This is a genomic window from Paracoccus sigandri, from assembly GCF_003709565.1.
In the GTDB taxonomy this organism is placed as follows: Bacteria; Pseudomonadota; Alphaproteobacteria; order Rhodobacterales; family Rhodobacteraceae; genus Paracoccus; species Paracoccus siganidrum.
In genome coordinates, this window is record NZ_QNRC01000004.1 from 142285 (window position 1) to 160610 (window position 18326).

Sequence of the window (18326 nt, forward strand, 5' to 3'; positions counted from 1 at the left end):
GATTCGGCTAGACGATTTTTAGTGAACCGTCTGGCAGTGGCGCCTGCAGGGCCTGGGCAATATCCCACGGCGCCGACATCCAGGCGCTCCATTCGCCCGGCGTTCGCAGAATCACCGGCATGGCCTTGGGGTGGATCGCGCCGACCTCGGCGTTCGGCGGGCAGGTCAGGAAGCCGAACAGGTCATCCGTGGTCTCGCCGTCCTTGACCTTGCGGATGCTGGTCCAGTCGCGGACCTCGATACCAGCGAACATCATCGGCGCGTCGCTGGCAGATTCGAACCACACCGGCTTGCGGTCCCGGCCGGGCTCGCTGAACGCCTCGATCGGCACCAGGCAGCGATGCGCGGGGCCCAGCCAGCGGCGCCAGTGCGGGCTGGCTGTGTTGCGGATGTTGGTCACGCCGCTGTCTCGGCCCGAGGCGGGCAGGAATTTCGGCGGCGTGGGCATCCCCCAGCGCGCCTGGACGATCTCCGGGCCATCGTCGCCATTGCGTATGATCGGGGCCAGCCGGTCGGGATAGGCCTCCGCCGGCCACGGGTGGTTGCCGGTAAGGTCGCGCGCCGGAAACAGGCGGGCGATCTCGGCGGCAGTCTGGCGGGGTTTGTAGAGGTTGCACATGGTGCAAGGATGGCGGCGTTGGCAGCGGGGGTCAATCAAGCATGAGAGATTCACGCTGTGAATTCATATCCGCATTTCTTCATGGCGCATATAGTGATGTCGCGAGCGAAGACTATCGAACTCCTATCAAATTCCAATTGAGATTGCTCACCTTTGCTATTGGTGACCTCAATGCTCCCCGACCTTGAGATAATGACCATTGGACCAATTTCGGCCGGCTTTCTTCGAACCTCCCGGCGCAGCCTTTCATCCTTATGGGCAAAAAAATCACGAATCTCCTTAAGTTCAGGAAACCTACCTGAAAACTCATCTCTGAGACCAAAGAAATCATCATCGTGAAGAATATCTGCCATTCTGTTTACTTCATTGCCAAACATCACTAGGGAGAAAATAAATCCAGTTTCGCGCAATCCTTTTATTCTCCATGGCGCACTTCCGCACGCACCCGTTCTATCAAATATCATCTCATCAAAATCAAGATAGACACCGCTCCTCGCGGCGGAAAAATGTTCATCGCCGATAATCGCCAGAACTCTTTCAAGCTCATCCAAGTTTAATTCTGCTCGCTCATAATCAAATAGAGCGGACGCAACATTTTCGAAGGCTTCTACAAGCCAAGAACACTCGCGACCCAATCTCCATAGTTCGTCAGTCGAATTATCTGGAAACGCCTTGAGGCGGTCAATCGATACATCGAAATAAAACCTCTCCGAATTGACGTCAATGTTATGGGTCATGCTTAAGCCTGTTCACTCGCGATCAATGAAGCTTTCAGATCATCATTGCACAGCGGCATGGCGTCGTCACTCTCCCTCCATCTTCGCCACCATCAACCGCAGCATCAGCCCGTCGAACCCGCGCCGGTCAATCACCAGCGCAGGCTTGCCGTTGACGTAGAAGGTCAGCGCCTCGGACGTGATGCCATAGGTCGCCACATGGTCAGGCGCCACCGTGGCCAGATCCGGCGCCCCCTCACAGCGCGCCGGCATCGCGGAGCTTTGCGGTGAGCGCATCCGTCGCCCGGCCGATGATCTCGGCCTGCGCCTCGGCCAGCTTGGCCTCCGCTAGGTTGCGCAGCGTCGCGCCAGAGGGCGTCAGCGCGGCCAGCGCATCCGGCACGCTGTTGCGGACATGCTCCAGGATGATGCGGATCGCGGCGTCGAAGGACAGGTTGCCGGCGGCGGCCATCTGCGCGCCCGACATCAGGGCGGAATGCAGCGATTCGCGGTGGCGGGCCTCTATGTCGATGCCCCATTTCTGGCGGGCCTTGGCGGCTGCCCAGGTGATGACGCCGGTCAGCACGAGGCCGAGCATCTCCAGCAGGTGCGGCATGGCCGCGTTGACGATGGTCTGCATGATCAGTCTCCTTGATGATGATGGTCAGTCCAGCAGTGCGGCCCAGCTTTTCGGGCCGATGATGCCGTCGGCCGCGAGACCGTTGGCGCGCTGGAATTGTCGGACGGTAGCCTCGGTTCGGGGACCGAAGATGCCGTCGGCGATGATGTCGTAACCCCGCGCCCGCAGGCGGTGCTGGGCATCGCTGACGGCTTCCCCGCGCGAACCGTTGCGGATGGTCGGCGGGATCTCGGGGGCTGCGATGGTCGAGGCGCTGCCGGTATCGACCGAGGCCCACCAGCTGCGCACATCGAAGCCCGGGCATAGCGTCGGGGCGAGATCGCGATGGCCGACCACCTGCGCGCCGGGATGCCTGACCAGCAGATCGCGCACCAGCCGGATCGTCGCGGCCTTCTGCGCGTCGGTGCGATTGTCCACGCCGACATTGGGCCCGGAGGCGCGCTCGAGCCCGCCGATGCAGCAGATGCCGATGCTGCCGGTGTTGTGCCCCGCGACATGGGCGCCGACGGTGCTATCGGCCCGGCCCTTCTGGACGGTGCCGTCGCGCTTGATGATGTAATGGTAGCCGACGTCGTTGAACCCGCGGTCGAGATGCATCTTGCGGATGTCCTCGACGCCCAGATCCTGATCGGCATAGGTCGCGCTATAGTGCAGCACGATGTAACGCACCGGTGCGTTGGTCATGTCATTGCTCCATGAAAAAGCCCGCGCGAGGCGGGCGAAACGGTTGAGATACTTGACGAATCTCCAATCGACGCTTCTGATTGTCTCATGAGCGAGTTGGATTACGATTACGTTTTATACATCGATGAAGCGGGTGATGACGGATTGAAACGCGTCATGCCGATCGATCCCAACGGCTCATCCGAGTGGCTTGTGATATCGGGACTACTGGTTCGGTCTGAAGATGTAGCAAAATGCAGGACATGGCTGGAAGAGATACGATCAGATATCAAAGCCCTTCAATCTGGGACGCTGCATTTCCGAAAACTAAGTGACCAAAAACGCGTGCGGGCCGCGTCAATGCTATCACAGCTTCCTGTCCGCGCTTTCACTGTATGCTCAAACAAGAAGAACATGAGAGGGTATAAGAATGAACGGGCTGCGGTAGCAGGAGGTAAGCAGTGGTTTTACAATTGGGTTGTTCGAATCCTCATGGAAAGAGCCACGAACTACTGCTTGGACAACTCTCGACGGAAGCTCCATCGAGACGGTATAATGAAGGTAATTTTCAGCGCTCGGGGCGGTCACTCATATGGGCACACCAAGGCGTACTGGACTTGGCTTCGCGCGCAAGGAAAGCCTTTATTAAGCCTGCATGAGATGCGGTTTGAAGTCCTTCGGTTCCGGTTAGTAGAATACGTTCCTCACTATGCGGAAGCCGGTCTCCAGTTGGCAGATATCGTTGCTAGCGCATTTTATCAGGCTGTCGAGAGCGGCTCCAAACGATGGTCTGTAGAAAGCGCGAGCGCCCTTGATCCAATAATGGCAAGAGGGCCTAATGGAATTGTAGATGTCGGGCTAGTTCTACAACCGCACAAAATTGACACTATTGGCCTGACGGAACAGCAGAGGATTATTTTCGAGCATTACGGTTACTATTTCCGCCCGTGAATGGTGCGGGTCCCGGCTTGTATTGATCAACCGCGATAGGCTGGAATCCGATGTCCAACCGTCAGAAGACCCGCAACATAACTACTGCATGTTGCACCAAGGCCCCGGCGCCCCCGCATATCTAGTGAATCAGACGAAGGAATCTGCGTCAACCCTGAATGAGGTCCTCCATCAGGGCCCGCGCTATTCCGCTGGCCGGACGGGATTAACTGTCCGATGGCATCGTGCTATGAGCCGCGCGTTCCCGATTCTCGGGCGCTACTCACGGGCAACGGGGCGGGCATGACGTTGCCTTTGTCCGCCCCACCGCTGGAACCTTCCTGACACTTTCTCGTTAACGCTCTGCCCCCGGCATTTCGGCTGCAGTGGGGGAGGCTGCCTTAGTTCCATCCACCGAAGACTGGCAGTCGCGGGGCGGGAACCAGTGCGCCAAAAACTTGTCCCGCCCCGCTCACCGCCTGATGAGTCTGGGCAATCCTGCCTATTGCCTGCGCCTCCAGGCTTGAGATAGATGCGTCTCCGGTGGGCGTGATGGTTTCGCTCAGGTTCCCCGCGCCCACCAACCCCCGAAATCACCGCGGCGGTATCGTTCGTTCATTGTGATGCTGGATCCGGCTGCGCTCGCTCATCTGAGTATAGATCCGATCCAGTGTCAGCTTGATGCCCGACAGAGATTCCTCAATCCGGGCGAGTTGCAGCGCCTGTTGCTGTTGGGTTGCCTCGAAATGGGTCAGGCGGTTTTCGTGCCGGTCGAGGCGCGAGGCGTGATCCTTCACCTTCAGGTCGATTTTCCGGCTCCACCAGATGATGGCGAAGATGCCCATGAGCTGGGGCCAGCCCGAGCGGACCGCCTGGAAGAGTTCGGAATCGGTCATCATGCCTCCTGCGCGTAAGATTTCCGCACCGTTCGGTGCGATTTGTGCTATGGCGGGAATCGCCCTGGGTATTGGTATGGGGCAGCCCCCGGCCGCCCGCCATCAGTCCGGCTGGGGGCGTTTTCCCATCACGAAACGGCGAGGCGTCATGATGCTGCGCGGAAGCCGTGCTATGGTCTTGCCGCTCCGGGCATTGGCGGTTCGGGGCAGCCCCTCGCCCATACCCCAGACCTCCCGGGCGAGGGGCATATTATCGGCGCATGGGAAAAGTTCCGCGCGGAGCGGGAAGACGATCATTCGTGGATTGGTTAGGCAGTTTTTCGCCAGCGCATGTTTTTGTGATGCCACCATCACGGATGCCGAAGTTATACGCTTCCGCGGATTTACGGAGCACGAAAGATGAAACTGGTACCGATCCTGATAGCCGCCTTAACCCTTGCCCCCTTGGCTTCGACCCCGGTCGCCGCTGATCCTGGGCGCGGGCACGGCAAAGGTGGGCAAGTGCGCCATCTCGATGATCGTGGCCACAGGGGCAATAATGGGTTACCAATTCGCCGTGTGGCCGATTGCCCGCCCGGACTCGCCAAGAGAAACCCGCCCTGCATTCCTCCTGGTCAAGTCGGCAAGCGCTACGGTACACGCGTCGGTGACACCCTTCGCATTGGTGATTACGTGTTAATCCGCGACGTGGACCGGTATGGCCTGGAGCAACGCCGAGGCTGGAACTACTATCGGGACAATGGCCGGATTTACCGGGTTGATAGTGGCACCCGGAGGATCCTTGCAGTGTTGAATCTGATCGACGCTTTCTCGAACTGAGCATCGCCGGGCACACAAAAAGGAGATGGACCGCTATGCCCTGCCGGATCGTGACTGATCCCGACAACCCGGAATGGACCGTTGAAGACTTCGCCAGAGCGAAGCCGGCCAGCGAACTGCCCGATCACATCCGGGCGGCCTTCCCCCGCACCCGCGGCCCGCAGAAGGCAGCGACCAATATTCCCGTCTCGATCCGCCTCAGCCCCGAGGTGATTGAGCATTTCAAGGCCGGTGGCCCCGGGTGGCAGAGCCGCATTGATGAGGCGCTGCGCAAGGTGGCCGGGGTGTGATCCTGCTGGCCCTCATGTGAAGGTCGTGCCTATGGAGAGCGAGAAATGCCCCGCGTGGGGTGGGGCCTGATCGTCGGCTCTTGCCATCGATCCGGTCGATTCAGTCCAGAACCTGTACTTGGTCAAATTGCTCAATTCGGCGGGCATGGTATGGAAAACCTTACCAGCGAATCGACTTACGGGCTCGGCCCGCACTCAGCCTATATTAGGCGGGTGGATCGGGCGCTGGTGGCCCGGCTCCAGGGAGCTACCCTCATGGAGCCGGGCGCACAGATATAGCCCCGCGCGAGGCGGGGCTGTCGTTGTCCGTGAGTGTTTGCGAGACGGCTATGCGGCGCCTTTGACCTGCCCGAAGACCTCTGACAGACGGCGGTCGAAATCCTCCTGGACCGCGAGCTTCGCCGCGCCCTCGGTGAAATACTGCTTTTCGCTTTCTACGCCATCGCGGCGATACAGCCAGTAACCGCCCTCGTCGGCAGATTCCTCCGGCATGATTTCATAGGTCCCGTAGGCGGTGATCGCCTTGCGGCCATCCCAGATCAGAGAGTTTCCAGACAAGTCGCAGCCTTCCCTTGCAAAAATGCACCAAACAGTTCGCGCATAGGCAAGTTATCGCTCATGCGCGGAGTTCTGCAAGCGGCTAATCGCCTCTTGCGTGCATCGTTCGGACAGTGGCCTGCCCTCAATATCCGCTGACCGTCACGCCCCGGCCGATCGCGATCTTGGCCAGGCCGCGCAGGATGGCCTCCATCTCGCCCTCGGTCTTGGAGTTGCCCCAGACGCCCGCACACATGAAATCCGCGATGGGGCCGCTACTGTCGCGCGCGCCGCCATTCGGCATGGCCCCGAACAGGAAATTGCCACCCCGCTGCGCCAGTTCGGTCACGAAGCGCTGATGGAGCAGCGTATTGCCCCGGCCGGCATCGGTGACGACGCCGCGCGCAGTCAGCGTCTGCAGCACCATCTCCCCCGAATGGCCGTCGATCGAGATGCCAACGGCGTTCCACTGGTTCTGCTGGCCGTAGAAGGCCGGCATGATGGTCGAGGACGATCCGTCGACATTGGCGATGGCCGCGCCGAACTTCACCAGCTGGCCGACCTGGCCGTCATTGAGGTTCGACCCGAGCGACCAGAGCCCGGTGAGCATGCTGATGTTGCCGGCATTGCTGGCCGGCAGGTTGTTCATGTCGTCACTGGTCAGCATCTGGATCAGGTTGTAGGGCGTGACCGTGCCGTGTTTCGGCCGGGTGCGCAGGATGCCTGCCATGGTGAAGGCGCTGCGCGCCGCCGAGACCCGCGTGTCGATGAAGGTCCCGTCGACGCTCTCGACCGAGAAGCCGCCCCGCTGCGTCCCGAAATTGCGCATCGTCGGCGCGGCCCATCCCGGCAGGAGGCGCGCCGAAGGGCCGCCCGGCACCAGGTTGGCGAACTCGCCGGTATAGACGCTGCCGGCCGTGCCCTCGCTCAGCGCCCAGACGCCGAGCGCATCATAGGCCGGGATATCGGTGCCCGGCAGATAGCGGGTGTTGCGGGGGATGCCCGAGCCCGAGAAATCGGCGCCGGGGATGACGATCTGCAGTCCAGCCATGCTGTGGACCTCCTTAGCTGAGCGGGGCGGTGATGAAGGTGCGGAGCGGCAGGCCGGGCATTTTGACGTGCACATCCGCCATGTCGTAGACGATGCTGTCGCCGCGCGGGTTGGGCACGGCGCCCCAGGGATAGATGATGCGGCAGGCGGTCAGGTCCTGCGCCGCTGTGACGACAAGCGCATTGCCATCGACCCGCACGCTGGTGACCGGGACCGGGGTGGATTGCGCGTCGCCGCCGGCCGGGATGATCCAGGGCATCGCCGGATTGCTGGGCATCCGCAGGCTGCTGCCGCCGATCGTCAGCCTGACGCTGCGGCCCTCGTCCTGCAGCGTGGCGGCGGTGACCTGCGGGCCGAGGCTGTTGGCCTGGCCGGCGCGGACATTGTTGACCGCCCGGCTGAACCGATAGCCGAAGGTGTAGCTGCCCAAGAATGAATAATGCACATCGTTGAACACGCCCGGCAGGTCATAGGCCTCGCAGGCGTAATGCACCCATGCCGTCTCCGCGATCAGCCGCAGGTAGTTCTGGCGCACGGCGGTATAGCCACGCGCCCGGCCGCGCCGAACCGGATCCTCGCCCCGGCCGAGCATGCCGATGAAGAAGCGCGGATCGGTGGCCCCGAGGCCGATCAGATGGGCGCGCATCTCGGCAAAGACCGCCGTCAGATCCTCCCAATGGACCGCGAGGGACAACGTCCCACTGGTCAGGGCCGCGCAGTCGCTTTCGCCCTGCGCCCAGATCACGTCCTCCGGCACGGGCTGGCCGGCGGCGATGGCCGTGGCAATCCGGTCCTTCCAGGTGATGAGCGCCGGACCGTCGCTGTCATTGGCATGATCCCACCAACAGTTCGCGCTGGCGACGCTGGAGATCGCGGTTTCTCCCGAGGCGCCGTTGATCGCGTGCGGGGTCCAGTTGACCGGCGTGGGCATCCAGTTGCCGCCGGGGCGCCACTGCATGTTGGCCATGCCGTCCAGCAGCCCGGCGACGACGCCGAGGCGATAGCCGCTGGCCATGTGCGACTGGCCGCCCAGGACGATGGAGCGATCCCGGATCGGCGATGTGGTCGATTCCACGACCGATCCGGTCAGGACGGCATAGACGATCCGGCCAGAGATTCTGATCACGCGGACCACGGTGTAGACGCCCGGCGTGCGGATCAGGGTGTTGGTGCCGCCGGTGCCGGCAAAGCCGAGGCTGGAATAGATATAGGCGTCGTTGTGGCCCAGCTCGATATTCACCTCGCCGTTCAGGGGCAGCCATCCGACATCGACACCCGCGCCCGCCTCGCCGCTGATGTAGTTCTGCCCCCGGAACGGCACGCCGACATAGATTTCGCGGGCGCTGGTGAACGTCTTGACCGATGCCTGCTCGTCGTCGTCAAGCACCGGCACCTCGTCGGCCATCCGCTTGGCGGCAAAACCCTCGACATCGACGCCGGCCGAGGAGCCGCCGGAAATGGCGCCGCCATGGACCGTCCCGTCCTGGCCGATGGCGAAGACCGGGTTGCCGGCCTCGTCCTCGATCGAGAACAGGTATTGCGCCTCGTCCCCGGTGACGAAGGACGTGTCCGGTCCGAAGGCGAGCGGGAAGCCCAGGTCGAGCATGCGGCGCAGGGCGTCGAAACCTGCCATTTGATGGCCGGCACCGTCTGCGAGCGAGAAGATATAGTCGGGATTGCTGGGTTCGCCATCGGGGACCAGCACTGCGGCACGGCCATCGGCGCGGCCCGCCACGCCCTCGATGATGTCGTCGCGCTCATCCTTGGCGGTCAGGTCCTCGGCAAGCCCGAAGATGTCGGCAGGCAGCGTCGATGCGAGCAGTCGCAGGGTCTGGGGCGATCCGGCGGTGATGCGGGCCAGGTAATAGCGGTTCGGGTCCAGTGCCTCGGCGGGCAGCGTGCCGCCGCCTGGCCTGCGGATCTGGCGCACGGTGCCATCCTCGATCTGGAGCGTGGGGTTGGGCACGGTATTGGTGCCGACCGGGCTGAACGAAACCACCGTGCCGAGCGTGTCGCCGATATGGGACTGCCCGGCGGGTCGGGTCGCCGTCATGGCATCGGCGGTGCCGGAGGTGGTCAGGCGCAACACGTCGCCGAGGTTGCTGGCGGTTTCCAGCACGGCGCGCAGCGCATCCAGCATCAGCTTCGTCGCGGACCCGCTCTGCACACGCCACACATTCCCGCGACGGCGCAGCAGATAGGACCGGCCTGGCACCAGGAACTCCGCCGGCATCGAGCCGCCGTCCTCGGGCTGGATAAAGCGGGCGGTGCCGTCCTGTGAGACGTTCAGCGTCGGGCTGGGATTGGTGTTCGTTTCAACGGGGATGAACTCGACCAAGGCGTTGCCGCCGATCACCATGCCTGCGGCGACCGCATTCGCCGCCATGTCGGCCGTGATCGCGTTGCCGGTACCGTCCACGTTGATCAAGGGCGTGACGCCGACAACGTTCAGAGCCGCCGCGATGGTGGTGGCGTCGGCCTTGCCGTCGAGGATCGCGGAGATCGCCACCAGGTCATCAAACGTCGCACCGCCGGAGATGATCTTCCAGTTCGCACCGAAGCGCTGCGCGATGTAGAACCGGCTCGCCTTGAGATAGCCGGCCGGGATGTCGCCGCCGTCCTCGCCGCGCAGGGGCCGCGCCTGATCGCCCGCGACGAACAGCGTGACCGGGCTGCCGGTGTTGCTGGCCGAGGGGGTGAAGGAGACGGTCGAATTCGCGTTCAGGCTGGCGACAGGCGTTCCGCTTGCCATGTCGGCCGTGATCGCGTTCGCCGTGCCGCCGATATTGGTGAGCGGGATGACCCCGAGCCGGTTGAGCGTGGTGACCACATCATCCACGTCGCCCCACAGAGCGCGGACATCGGACTTGGCGACCGGGGAGCCGTTGACATAGGTGCTGTTCGCTTCGGACTGAAAGCTCATGGTGCCTCACACGAAAAAAGCGGCCCCGAGGGACCGCAGCAGGTTGGTGATGTCGGGCCGGATCAGGCCGGATAGTTGCCGACCACGACCGGGTCGGATGGGATTTCGCTGTGGTTCTCGGACTGCAGCCAGAAGCGCGCCCCAGCGCCGGGGATTGGCGCCGTCATCGTCACGTCGGACGATGTGTCGTAGGACCACTTGATGAAGGTGGCCTGACCCCAGTTGCCGCCCGCCGGGGCGCGGTAGAGGCCGGTGCGGAAATAGTTCGCGCCGAGATCGGGCATGAACACAACTGTCAGCGTGCCGCCGGCCACGCCGTCCTCCGAAACCACGACCGGTGCCGCGGGCGGGTTGTTGTTGGCCACCACATCGATGTCCTGGACCTCGACCGGCGTGGACTGAAGGATATATTCCCCGTCGCGCAGCAGGCCGATGAAGGTCCTGATGTCGTAATCGACGCGATCCCCGAGTGGCTGGGTTCGGAACATGTACTGCCCTGCCGGCGAGGTCTCGCGCACCATGTTCGTCCAGGGGCCGTTCGGCCGGCTGGAGCTGCGCCGGAACTGGGCGAAGATCTGATATCCGGCCTGCGACACGAGCGTGCCGGTGATCCGGATGTAGGGCACGCCATCGTTCGTCACGACCGTGACGCTGGTGATCGGCGTATTCAGTTCCGCCGGCGTGCGGTCGATCTCCTCCGGCACCGCAGGCGGGCTGCCTTCCTCGGCAGCCGTCCAATTGAACGATGCCGGATCCGCCTCGATCAGATCGACGGTCACGTTGGTGCCGTCCCAGCCGAAGCTGTCGATCCAGAACGGCGTGTTGACCAGCCCGAGCCGCGGGATGTTGACGGCGCAGACCCGCTCGCCCATCAGCCGCAGGCCCGAGCTGCGCAGCTTGAACGTCATGCGCCGGGCCGGGTTCATCACCGCCAGCATCTGCTTGCAGACGTGCCGCGCTTGGCCGTGATGCTGGACCGCCAGCAGATCGACGCCCTTCGGTTCGCCCTCGCCCCAGCGAGCAATGGCCGCATCATCGTCCCAAGGATCGGCCGTGCTTTCCTGCCATTCGACCTCGGGCGCGACATAGGACGGCACCAGCGTCGTGACCCGGCTGATCCGCTCGGTGCCGGCGCTATAGTCCATCTCGACGATGTGGCGCTCCTCGATCGTCACTGTCGGCGGCACCCAGACCCCGGCCTGGATCGCCAGCTTGCCCTCGGGAGTGATCCACGCCCTGCCACCCATGGCGTCCAGCAGCTTCTGAGCCGTGTCCTTCAGGCCGTCCGACAGCGCATAGCTGATCCCGGCCTGATAGCGCGGGCGCGTGCCGCCGGCCGTCGGTACCGTTTCGGTGCATGCCGCCGTGGCGGCGGTCAGCGACGGCAGGTCGAGGTCTGCCCCGGTCAATGCGCCATAGGTCGGGTTGGTCAGCACGTCTCCCAGCAGCACGGCCGCGGCCCGGACCTGCGACCAGCTTTCCGAGATCGGCCGCCATTGCGGCGCGCCGCTGATCAGCGCCGAAACCTCGGGCTCGCCGCCGGGATAGACATCGCCGATATCCTCGCCGCCCACAGCGTCGAAGGTCGCCAGGATGCAGCCGACCCCGCGGAGGCGATGGTTGGCTGTCCACTGGTCCGGGAAGGCCGATTGCAGCGCCGGGAAGGCGCCGCCATCCCACTGGTCGCCCTGGATGCCGCGCCGGAAACGAAGGCGGATGTTGCCCTTGTTCCAGGGCTCTGTGGTGACGAAGCCGTCCACATCCACCTCGACGGGTTCACCATCGAGATACCACTGGTGGACATCCTGCATCCCGCCCTCGGCCACCGCGATCAGCTTGAACAGTCGCCGCGCGCCGCCGACATGCGTCCAGTCCCAGAACATGACCGCGCCGCTGGCCCGGACCCGGCCCAGATGGCGGACCCGCTGCGCCGCGCTGGAACGCAGTTCCGTGGCGATTTCCTGCGGTCGCGGCCCCTTGGGCGCGGTCAGCTTGGCCAGCGCGAGATTCAGCGCGACCGACGCGGCGGTCTTGAGCGCGAACGCCGCCGCCGCCCCCTTGGCGCCGGTCCAGACGGCTGCGAGCCACGCACCTACTTGCGGCATCAGTCACCCCAGATTGCAATTGCGGCGCGACTGGTCATCCCGATGCCGCGCGGGGTCCGGAACAGCCAGTGCGCCCCGGACCAGATCGCCGCCACCTGGCGGCCGTTGATTTCGATCACGCCGATATCGCCCTCGGCCGGAGCATCCTTCCGCCGCAGCGGGATCTCCGGGCCGACTGTGGCCAGCAGGCCCGCCCGGGTCAGCGCCAGCGCGCCGGCCTCGTCGTGGTAGCGCCCGCGATACCGGGCGGCCGGGTCCACACCCCAGCGGATCAGGCACCAGTCCGCGGCCCAGATCGTGCAATCCTGGACGCCCCAGCACCACGGCAGGGCGGCGGTGCGCTGGACATAAGCGCCCAGGTCAGGCGTCGTCATCGGCATTTCGGTCGGCAGGGGCTTCCTTGCCTTGCTCCTGCAGCTTGCGCTCCAGCTGCGGCAGGCTCAGCCGATAGCGGGCATCGAGCCATGCGATCTGCTCCGCCGTGAAGGGCGGTTCCGGTTTCTCGCTCATCCGATCAGCCACCCCTTGATCTTCTTGCCGACCAGCGTCGGGGCGTATTCGCAGCCACGATCGCCCGGATGCCGGCGCTGCTGGTCGCGGTCGGTGTATTCGCCGAGCGGCGTATAATTGCGGTAGGCCGCGATGGTCTCGGACCGGATGCGGATCAAGCGTCTGGTATTGCTCTGGTGCGGGTCGGCCGTCATGATCCGACCCACGTGCATGACGATGGCGTCGCTCGGGAAACCCCGGACGGTCCACAACTGCCGCACCAGCTTGCCGTGCCACACAGCTGGATTGTTCAGCGCTTGGTATTCCAGCGCCTCGCCCTCGCGATTGCCGACGTTCCAGACCGTGTAATAGGCCGGGTTGGCATCGAATGGGCCTCCGGACAGGGTCAGCGGGTCGGCCGAGATCCAGCCATGCGACGGCGCCCAGACCTGCCCTGCGGCGGTGATCGGCGTGTTGCCCTCGTTCAGCCAGTATTCGTCGGCGCCGAAGTTGAGGTGGAACAGCCGGACCAGCGGCACGACCTCGGGGTCAGCCGCCAGAAAGGCCGAAAGCTCGGGGGTCATCGGTCAAATGCCTCGACGAAGGACAGGGTGATGCTGGCGCCCCATTTCAGGAACTCGCGGGTCCTCTGGCCCTGCATATCGTCGACGAACCGCCCGTAGAAATGCGGCGGATCGGTCTGCAGCGCGGTGCCGGAGGGGATCGCCTGACGCGCCGACGGCTCGAAACGGATCTGGCCGTTCGGGACGTTGCGGCCGACGACGCGATAGAGGAATCCGTTGACGCTGAACATGTCGCCGATCCGCAGGTGCGGGATCGCCGGCGGCCCGGCCAGATCGACCTGCAGGATGTTGCCGCCCTCGGCCACGGCTGTCGTGGTGACGATCGGCGCGGTGCCCATGGACGGGTCCGCGAAGCCCGTCCCGTCGGTGAACCAGGTCCCGTCGGTGAACGGATACTGGACCGGGCTGACGCCGGGGCCGTACTTGTAGGGGTCGCAGATGCAGAGATCCGCGACGTTGTAGCGGCCACGCATCCGCGAAACCTTGGCCTCCAGCTCCTTCAGACGCTGGCCGCTGAACTCGCGCGGGATGGTGATGTCCACGCGCCAGACGCCGATATCCGGGCTGATGATCTGCGGCACGCCATGCAGGTTTGCGCCCGCCTCGCGCGAGGTCCACTGGATGAAATAGCTGACATCCAGCGGCCGCATCAGGCTGCAAGGCCAGTCGATCAGTTCTGGCATGGATCACCCGTACCGCTCGTTGAATTCGGGCATCGTCTTCCGCAACAGGGGCAGGAAATTCCTCTCGTATTCCTGACGGGCGGCGGCGAAGGTCATCGCCAGTTCGTCCTGGGTCACGCCGGGGGCGATGCTGATGTTCGGGGCGAAGGAAACACTGCTGCCGCCGCGCTGGCCCTTGGTATGATCCGTGACGGTCTCATTGGGATGCATGAGGGCGAGGAAGCCGCCCTTGCCGTCCAGCCCGCCGGATCGAGGGCCATTGCCTGTTCTGCCGCCGCCGTCGAAGCTCGGGATCGCGTTGAGGCCGGCGCCGCGAAGAGCGCCGGTCAGCGCATCGCCACCGCCCGCCAAGCGCAGCCCGAACATGCCGAAGGCACCACTGCCGAACTGGCTGAGCAGCGCGTTCCTGATGCCGCTTCGCATCAGGTCTGCCGCGATCTGCTTGAAGACCTGCGCCAGGCCGTCGCGCAAGCTCTCGCCCGCAACCAGAGCGCCGGCAAAGGCGTCGGCTATGCCATCGACGGCCTGTTCGAATTGCTGCTGGGCGATTTCTGCGCGTTCCAGTTCGGCGGTCAGACGGCCCACGGCGGCGGCCTGTTCTTCGATCTGCCTGTTCAGGGCAGCATCCACTGTGATGCCGCGCTTCTTGGCCTCGTCCAGCATCGCCCATTCGGCGCGGGCGCGCGCGACCTCCTCGGCGGATTTGCCAACCAGGGTGATCTCGCGCTCCAGGTTCAGCAGATCCTGCTCGACCGCCTCGAAGAAGGGGCGATCCTCGCGGCCAGACCGGCCGCGACCACCGGCACTTGATCGACCCGTGCCGCTCCCGGTTCTGCCCCCGCTACGGCCTTCGGCCGATCTGCGCGCATCGGCGGCGGCCTGCTCGATGGCCAGCTGCTCGGCCTGCTCGCGGGTCAGGGCCGCGCCGGCTTTCGCGGCGTCCTGCATGATCCGTTCGGTGCGCTTCTCGATATCGAGGCGCTCGCGCGACAGTTCGTTCTGGCGGCGCAGCTCGGCAATATGGGCCTCGGTGACGGCGCCCTGCTGTTCCAGTGATGTGTCGCCGCCGCCGGCAGATCCGCCCCCGACAACCGACAGAGCCGCCATTGAGGCCCCCGCCATGATCGCGCTCATGCGAAGGTCGTTCAGTGCGCCGATGGCTGCCATAACCTTGGAAATGAACGGTCCGAAGTCGGGATTGGCCATCTCGATGGCTTGCAGCGCAGCCTTGGTGTCCTCGGCGCTGCGTTGGCCATCCTCGAAATCGCGGATCAGATCGGCAATCTCTTTCTGGATCGAGTCCGTGACGCCGGTCAGATTGGCCAGCGTCTCCATCTGGCCTCGCAACTCGGCAACGGCTGCAATGGCACCGTCGAGCCCTGGAATATCCCCCAGCACGGCCAGCGCGGTCTCAGCCGCCTGCGCGACGGGTGCGATTTCGCGCAACTGCGTGATCAGATCGCGAACCGTGTCGTTGGCGGCGCGGCCGTCAACAGCGGCAAGACGGGACGAGAACTCCGCAACCGAAATCGCTCCGCGCTGGTATTCCTTGGTCAGATCGGCAACTTCCCTGGCGATCTTCCCCGACTCGCCGCTGAAGATGCGCCCGGCCTGCAATTCCAGGTTGGCGACAACCTTGCCGATCTCGCTGCTGTCGCCCATCAGCCAGGACGCGAAACTGCCGCCGTCGCCCTTCAGCGATTTCAGCCCCTGTCGGAGCCGTTCGATCCGCGCGATCTGTTCTTCCGTGCCGATCCCATCGACGGCCTCGGCAACATCCTCCAGCGCCTCGGCCGCACCGGGCGCGTAGAAGCCCATATCCTGCAATTCCTGACGCAGATCCTTGCTGCGCTGCTCGGCCTCGCGGGCGCGATCCGAATAGAGCAGGACACCCCCGGCAAGCAGTCCGCCGAAAATCATGCCAAGCGGGCCAGCGGCTGCGGACAGGCCGCTGATGGCCGCGGTGACGCTGCCGAGCGAGGTTGCCGCGCGAAGCGCCGCCGCAAACTGGACCAGCGCTCCGGTGGCGGTGCCGAGCCGGGCGACCATCCCGATGATTGAGCGGCCCAGCATCCCCGCCGCCAGGACGGCGGCAAGCTTCAGGCCGGCATCGGCCGCCGTGTCGAAATTGTCGGCAATCATCGTCAGCGCTTCGGCGATGCGGCCCGACATCCCGACAGCCTCGTCGCCACGCCCGACATATTCCAGCAGCGCGTTGTTCAGGAGCATGAAGCCGTCCTGGATCGTGGCTGGCATTTCCCCAGCCTCGCGGCGCAGCTTTTCCATCTCCGACGTGATACCGAGCATCTCCTGGCGCCCGATCCGTCCCTCAGATCCGAGTTTGCGCAGCTCCATGGTGGTGACGCCCATCGACTCGGCCAGCGCCTGAGAAACTCTGCCGCCACTGGCGATCACCGTATTGAGGTTGTCGCCCTGCAAACTGCCCAGCGCCATCGCCTTCGACAGCGCGTCCATGACACGAGCAGCAACTTCCCCCTTGGCCCCCGACACGACAAGGGCATTGTTCAGGCTTTCCACGAAATCCAGCTGCCGATCGGTCGATACTCCCAATTCGGTCATCGTGGTTGAAAATGCCAGATATCCCTCAGCGGTCTGATTGAGGTCGGAATATGTGCGCCGCGCCATTTCGCTTACCCGCCGCATGACTTGCTCGCCTTTTTCCATGCTGCCGGCCGCGATGTTCACGCGACTGGTCAGGTCGGTCCATGCGCCAGTCATCTGGATCAGTTGTCGCACGCCCAGAGCGCCGAGAGCCCCGCCCGCGAAACCGACTGCGAAGTTCCTGATGGCATTGCCTACGCGCGCCGCCGCTTGCTCTGCCCTCGTCGCCTGCGCGACGATCTGATCGGTGCTGCGCTTGGACTCGCTGCTCATACGGCGCATACCTTCGCGATAGCGACGGTCGTCCAGTTCATAAAGGACCCGCAGGCGGTCAACGGGATCCATTATTTCTTACCCTTTTTCTTGCCCGCCGCTTTGATGGCATTGAACGTCTCGGCATCAGGCGCTGACGGCTTGTCCGCATCCTTGCTGAGAGCGGCGAAGACGTCCTGGATCTCGGCAAAGGATCTCCCGCGCAGAACGCTGAGATCGCTGCCGTTCTTGATCAGAGCCGCCTCTGCCTCGGTGAAAAAGTCGTCCATTTCCTGCGCCGTCATGCGCTTGCCGCCCGACGCCGATTTGTCCGACCCTCGCCACGCTGCACTCAGCGCCTCGAAGGCGATCAGATAGGCGTGCTGGAGCGGGCGGGGCGGGCTGGCGTAGTATTGGACCAGGTCCAAGGCGTCTTGCGGCGTCATCCCCCCGCCGATAAGCGCCAGGCGCAGGATAGCAGACACTTCGTCCGGCTCGGCGTCTTTGTCGAAGTTGACATAGATCGTGTAGAACCCGCGCCCACACTCGCGCTTGATCTGGCGAAGCTCGTCCGCGCCGAGGAAAAGACGACGGCGCTTGCCATCGCCAAGGTCTGCGTGGATTACTGCAATGTCAGGACCGATAGCCATTAAGGAACCCTTCGATGAGGCTTGTTTTATCAGCATTAATATTATCCGCATCGGCATCACAGGCCGGGGCGAATGTTTCTGAATGTGCGTCCGTGTCGTCAGATCTAGATCGGCTCGCCTGCTACGACAGGGTTAGCGGTCGAGAGCCTTCAGTTAAGTCCGCTGATCTCGTTGGCAAATGGCATGTCTCAATCCGAGAGTCGGAATTCAGGGATACAACGGACGTTTTTCTTTCAATCGTTTCAGATGAATCTGTGCAGTGTGGATCTCTCCGGGACTCTGTCCCTGCTCAACTGATTATAAGGTGCATGGAAAATACTACTGCCATGTTTATCAAAACTGACTGCCACTTGGCATCAAGCAGATACAATGATTATGGGGACGTTGATGTCCGGCTGGATGACAGCCCAACCACAACCGTCTCCATGGAGGAAAGCACCGATCACAAATCTCTGGGGCTTTGGTCCGGAGGTAGGTCCATCCCATTCGTCAAGACAATGATCGGGAAAGATACAATGTTGACGCGCTTTACTCCGTATTCGCATTCTCCAGTAACCGCCCGATTCCAGATATCTGGCCTTGACGAAGCGATAACCCCATTGCGCGAAAGCTGCGGCTGGTAGCCTCGGCTTCACCGGCAAGAATCCGCTTAACGAATCGTTGACCTCCTGCCAGTCTGGCCGAGGCCTCACCGCCATCACTGAAACCCCGCAGGAAGCCTGAAACAGAGGCGGGCAACCTGCTCGGGAAAGGAGGTGATGTGTTATGGCCAGGAAGTGCGGTTGCAAAACCAAACCGAAGGGCCGGAAGACGGTGCCTGTGAAACCTCACAAGCGCCGCCCTCCGAGGAAGTGCTG

20 protein-coding genes are annotated in these 18326 nt (G+C 63.5%); 4 read left to right on the forward strand and 16 right to left on the reverse strand.

From position 1 onward, the window contains the following. Positions 1–7: 7 nt before the first annotated feature. The 5 genes from C9E82_RS04825 to C9E82_RS04840 form a co-directional block, all read right to left on the reverse strand. The gene (locus C9E82_RS04825) at positions 8–619 is read right to left on the reverse strand and encodes an SOS response-associated peptidase (RefSeq protein WP_119899476.1); all 612 of its coding nucleotides are present in this window, start codon (positions 617–619) and stop codon (positions 8–10) included. A gap of 50 nt (positions 620–669) precedes the next feature. Further along, on the reverse strand, positions 670–1356 hold the full coding sequence (locus C9E82_RS24035) for a hypothetical protein (RefSeq protein WP_147393118.1): 687 nt from the start codon (positions 1354–1356) through the stop codon (positions 670–672). Between the two features lie 66 nt (positions 1357–1422). Continuing rightward, positions 1423–1608, reverse strand: coding sequence for a hypothetical protein (locus C9E82_RS04830; RefSeq protein WP_119899478.1), 186 nt, complete (start codon positions 1606–1608; stop codon positions 1423–1425). Next, positions 1592–1975 (reverse strand): hypothetical protein, encoded by a 384-nt coding sequence (locus tag C9E82_RS04835; RefSeq protein ID WP_119899480.1) that lies wholly within the window; start codon positions 1973–1975, stop codon positions 1592–1594. Before C9E82_RS04835 ends, C9E82_RS04830 begins: the two co-directional genes overlap by 17 nt. Before the next feature lie 24 nt (positions 1976–1999). Beyond that, a complete protein-coding gene (locus C9E82_RS04840) occupies positions 2000–2659 on the reverse strand; it encodes a peptidoglycan recognition protein family protein (protein WP_119899482.1) in 660 nt (219 codons plus the stop codon). Positions 2660–2746: 87 nt separating this feature from the next. Here C9E82_RS04840 and C9E82_RS04845 point away from each other — a divergent pair, with 87 nt between their 5' ends. Further along, positions 2747–3589 (forward strand): DUF3800 domain-containing protein, encoded by an 843-nt coding sequence (locus C9E82_RS04845; RefSeq protein ID WP_119899485.1) that lies wholly within the window; start codon positions 2747–2749, stop codon positions 3587–3589. 572 nt (positions 3590–4161) lie between these two features. On the opposite strand, the gene C9E82_RS04850 is transcribed toward C9E82_RS04845, so the two are convergent. Next, the gene (locus tag C9E82_RS04850) at positions 4162–4464 is read right to left on the reverse strand and encodes a hypothetical protein (protein WP_147482366.1); all 303 of its coding nucleotides are present in this window, start codon (positions 4462–4464) and stop codon (positions 4162–4164) included. Between the two features lie 399 nt (positions 4465–4863). On the opposite strand from C9E82_RS04850, the gene C9E82_RS04860 reads away from it, so the two are divergent. Then, the gene (locus tag C9E82_RS04860; protein ID WP_119899489.1) at positions 4864–5283 is read left to right on the forward strand and encodes a hypothetical protein; all 420 of its coding nucleotides are present in this window, start codon (positions 4864–4866) and stop codon (positions 5281–5283) included. Positions 5284–5318: 35 nt separating this feature from the next. Next, positions 5319–5573, forward strand: a complete 255-nt coding sequence (locus tag C9E82_RS04865) for a BrnA antitoxin family protein (protein WP_119899501.1) — start codon at positions 5319–5321, stop codon at positions 5571–5573. A 327-nt stretch (positions 5574–5900) separates the two neighbouring features. On the opposite strand, the gene C9E82_RS04870 is transcribed toward C9E82_RS04865, so the two are convergent. The 10 genes from C9E82_RS04870 to C9E82_RS04910 form a co-directional block, all read right to left on the reverse strand. After that, positions 5901–6131 (reverse strand): hypothetical protein, encoded by a 231-nt coding sequence (locus tag C9E82_RS04870; protein ID WP_119899503.1) that lies wholly within the window; start codon positions 6129–6131, stop codon positions 5901–5903. Positions 6132–6255: 124 nt separating this feature from the next. Further along, positions 6256–7161: a hypothetical protein gene (locus C9E82_RS04875; RefSeq protein WP_119899505.1), complete on the reverse strand. Its 906-nt coding sequence runs from the start codon at positions 7159–7161 to the stop codon at positions 6256–6258. 13 nt (positions 7162–7174) lie between these two features. Further along, positions 7175–10084: a hypothetical protein gene (locus tag C9E82_RS04880; RefSeq protein WP_119899508.1), complete on the reverse strand. Its 2910-nt coding sequence runs from the start codon at positions 10082–10084 to the stop codon at positions 7175–7177. Between the two features lie 62 nt (positions 10085–10146). Beyond that, positions 10147–12189, reverse strand: coding sequence for a phage tail protein (locus C9E82_RS04885; RefSeq protein WP_119899510.1), 2043 nt, complete (start codon positions 12187–12189; stop codon positions 10147–10149). Continuing rightward, on the reverse strand, positions 12189–12569 hold the full coding sequence (locus C9E82_RS04890) for a DUF6950 family protein (RefSeq protein ID WP_244935996.1): 381 nt from the start codon (positions 12567–12569) through the stop codon (positions 12189–12191). Before C9E82_RS04890 ends, C9E82_RS04885 begins: the two co-directional genes overlap by 1 nt. Continuing rightward, positions 12550–12699, reverse strand: coding sequence for a hypothetical protein (locus C9E82_RS24390; protein WP_170162127.1), 150 nt, complete (start codon positions 12697–12699; stop codon positions 12550–12552). The genes C9E82_RS04890 and C9E82_RS24390 overlap by 20 nt, the downstream gene beginning before the upstream one ends. After that, complete coding sequence (locus C9E82_RS04895) at positions 12696–13262, reverse strand: hypothetical protein (RefSeq protein WP_119899512.1); 567 nt, start codon at positions 13260–13262, stop codon at positions 12696–12698. The genes C9E82_RS24390 and C9E82_RS04895 overlap by 4 nt, the downstream gene beginning before the upstream one ends. Continuing rightward, positions 13259–13945 carry a hypothetical protein gene (locus C9E82_RS04900; protein ID WP_119899514.1) on the reverse strand — a complete coding sequence of 229 codons (687 nt, stop codon included), beginning with the start codon at positions 13943–13945 and terminating at the stop codon, positions 13259–13261. The genes C9E82_RS04895 and C9E82_RS04900 overlap by 4 nt, the downstream gene beginning before the upstream one ends. A 3-nt stretch (positions 13946–13948) precedes the next feature. Continuing rightward, positions 13949–16912: a tape measure protein gene (locus C9E82_RS04905; protein WP_119899516.1), complete on the reverse strand. Its 2964-nt coding sequence runs from the start codon at positions 16910–16912 to the stop codon at positions 13949–13951. Beyond that, positions 16912–17505 (reverse strand): gene transfer agent family protein, encoded by a 594-nt coding sequence (locus C9E82_RS04910; RefSeq protein WP_183154037.1) that lies wholly within the window; start codon positions 17503–17505, stop codon positions 16912–16914. Before C9E82_RS04910 ends, C9E82_RS04905 begins: the two co-directional genes overlap by 1 nt. On the opposite strand from C9E82_RS04910, the gene C9E82_RS25405 reads away from it, so the two are divergent. Then, positions 17484–18092, forward strand: a complete 609-nt coding sequence (locus C9E82_RS25405; protein WP_119899539.1) for a type VI secretion system-associated protein TagO — start codon at positions 17484–17486, stop codon at positions 18090–18092. The two genes, C9E82_RS04910 and C9E82_RS25405, sit on opposite strands and share 22 nt — an antisense overlap. Positions 18093–18326 lie beyond the last annotated feature (234 nt).

Coding starts and splice junctions, on each gene's coding strand:
- C9E82_RS04825 (WP_119899476.1), bottom strand. CDS start 619: ATGTGCAACCTCTACAAACCCCGCCAGACTGCCGCCGAGATCGCCCGC.
- C9E82_RS24035 (WP_147393118.1), bottom strand. CDS start 1,356: ATGACCCATAACATTGACGTCAATTCGGAGAGGTTTTATTTCGATGTA.
- C9E82_RS04830 (WP_119899478.1), bottom strand. CDS start 1,608: ATGCCGGCGCGCTGTGAGGGGGCGCCGGATCTGGCCACGGTGGCGCCT.
- C9E82_RS04835 (WP_119899480.1), bottom strand. CDS start 1,975: ATGCAGACCATCGTCAACGCGGCCATGCCGCACCTGCTGGAGATGCTC.
- C9E82_RS04840 (WP_119899482.1), bottom strand. CDS start 2,659: ATGACCAACGCACCGGTGCGTTACATCGTGCTGCACTATAGCGCGACC.
- C9E82_RS04845 (WP_119899485.1), top strand. CDS start 2,747: ATGAGCGAGTTGGATTACGATTACGTTTTATACATCGATGAAGCGGGT.
- C9E82_RS04850 (WP_147482366.1), bottom strand. CDS start 4,464: ATGACCGATTCCGAACTCTTCCAGGCGGTCCGCTCGGGCTGGCCCCAG.
- C9E82_RS04860 (WP_119899489.1), top strand. CDS start 4,864: ATGAAACTGGTACCGATCCTGATAGCCGCCTTAACCCTTGCCCCCTTG.
- C9E82_RS04865 (WP_119899501.1), top strand. CDS start 5,319: ATGCCCTGCCGGATCGTGACTGATCCCGACAACCCGGAATGGACCGTT.
- C9E82_RS04875 (WP_119899505.1), bottom strand. CDS start 7,161: ATGGCTGGACTGCAGATCGTCATCCCCGGCGCCGATTTCTCGGGCTCG.
- C9E82_RS04880 (WP_119899508.1), bottom strand. CDS start 10,084: ATGAGCTTTCAGTCCGAAGCGAACAGCACCTATGTCAACGGCTCCCCG.
- C9E82_RS04885 (WP_119899510.1), bottom strand. CDS start 12,189: ATGCCGCAAGTAGGTGCGTGGCTCGCAGCCGTCTGGACCGGCGCCAAG.
- C9E82_RS04890 (WP_244935996.1), bottom strand. CDS start 12,569: ATGCCGATGACGACGCCTGACCTGGGCGCTTATGTCCAGCGCACCGCC.
- C9E82_RS24390 (WP_170162127.1), bottom strand. CDS start 12,699: ATGAGCGAGAAACCGGAACCGCCCTTCACGGCGGAGCAGATCGCATGG.
- C9E82_RS04895 (WP_119899512.1), bottom strand. CDS start 13,262: ATGACCCCCGAGCTTTCGGCCTTTCTGGCGGCTGACCCCGAGGTCGTG.
- C9E82_RS04900 (WP_119899514.1), bottom strand. CDS start 13,945: ATGCCAGAACTGATCGACTGGCCTTGCAGCCTGATGCGGCCGCTGGAT.
- C9E82_RS04905 (WP_119899516.1), bottom strand. CDS start 16,912: ATGGATCCCGTTGACCGCCTGCGGGTCCTTTATGAACTGGACGACCGT.
- C9E82_RS25405 (WP_119899539.1), top strand. CDS start 17,484: ATGAGGCTTGTTTTATCAGCATTAATATTATCCGCATCGGCATCACAG.
- C9E82_RS04910 (WP_183154037.1), bottom strand. CDS start 17,505: ATGCTGATAAAACAAGCCTCATCGAAGGGTTCCTTAATGGCTATCGGT.